This is a genomic window from Streptomyces sp. AC627_RSS907 (assembly GCF_019049165.1).
On the sequence record NZ_JAGMUE010001047.1, the window covers coordinates 1 to 780 of the forward strand.

1 protein-coding gene is annotated in these 780 nt (G+C 75.1%); it reads left to right on the forward strand.

The window, feature by feature from the left end:
- Positions 1-722 (forward strand): exo-alpha-sialidase (locus KUM32_RS40180; protein WP_217146649.1); only part of this gene is annotated, 722 nt, incomplete at its 5' end.
- Between the last annotated feature and the right edge of the window lie 58 nt (positions 723-780).

The window sequence follows — 780 nt, forward strand, 5'->3', positions numbered from 1 at the left end:
GATCGACCTGGTCGAGCCCGCGCGAGATCACCGAGCACGTCAAGCGCCCCGAGTGGCGCTGGTACGCCACCACGCCCGGGCACGCCCTCCTCCTGCGCCACGGAGCGCACGCCGGGCGCGTCGTGGTCCCGGCCAACCACTCGCTGCCGCCCTCCGGCGCCGACAGCGGCACGGAGGGCAAGTACAACGGCGGCCACGACCTGCTCAGCGACGACGGCGGCGCGACCTGGCGGCTGGGCTACGTGGACGACAACCCGGACGGCTACGTCAACGTCAACGAGACGACCGCCGCGCAGCTCCCGGACGGTCGGGTCTACCTCAACACCCGCACCGACGCCGCCGCGCCCGGCAACCGGGCCGACGCCTACTCGACCGACGGCGGCGCCTCGCTGGTCAAGCCGTTCCGCCCGCAGGCCGGCCTGGTCACGCCCGTCGTCCAGGGCAGCGTCCTGCACCTGGACCGCCCCGGCGCGCCCGGCGGCGGAACGTTGCTGTTCTCCGGGCCCGCGACGCCGGACTACCGGGCCCTGATGACCGTGCGGGCCAGCGACGACGGGGGCGTCACCTGGCGCACGGCGCACACCGTGGACGGCCTGCCGGCCGCCTACTCCGACCTCGCGCGACTGGACGACGACACCGTCGGACTGCTCTACGAGACGGGCGACTTCAGCGCCTACTCGACCCTCACCTTCCGCCGCGTTCCCGTGGAGGACCTGACATGAGCCCACGGGGACCCGGTCGGCGCGCCGTCGTGGGCGCGGCAGCGGCGGCGGCCGGGGC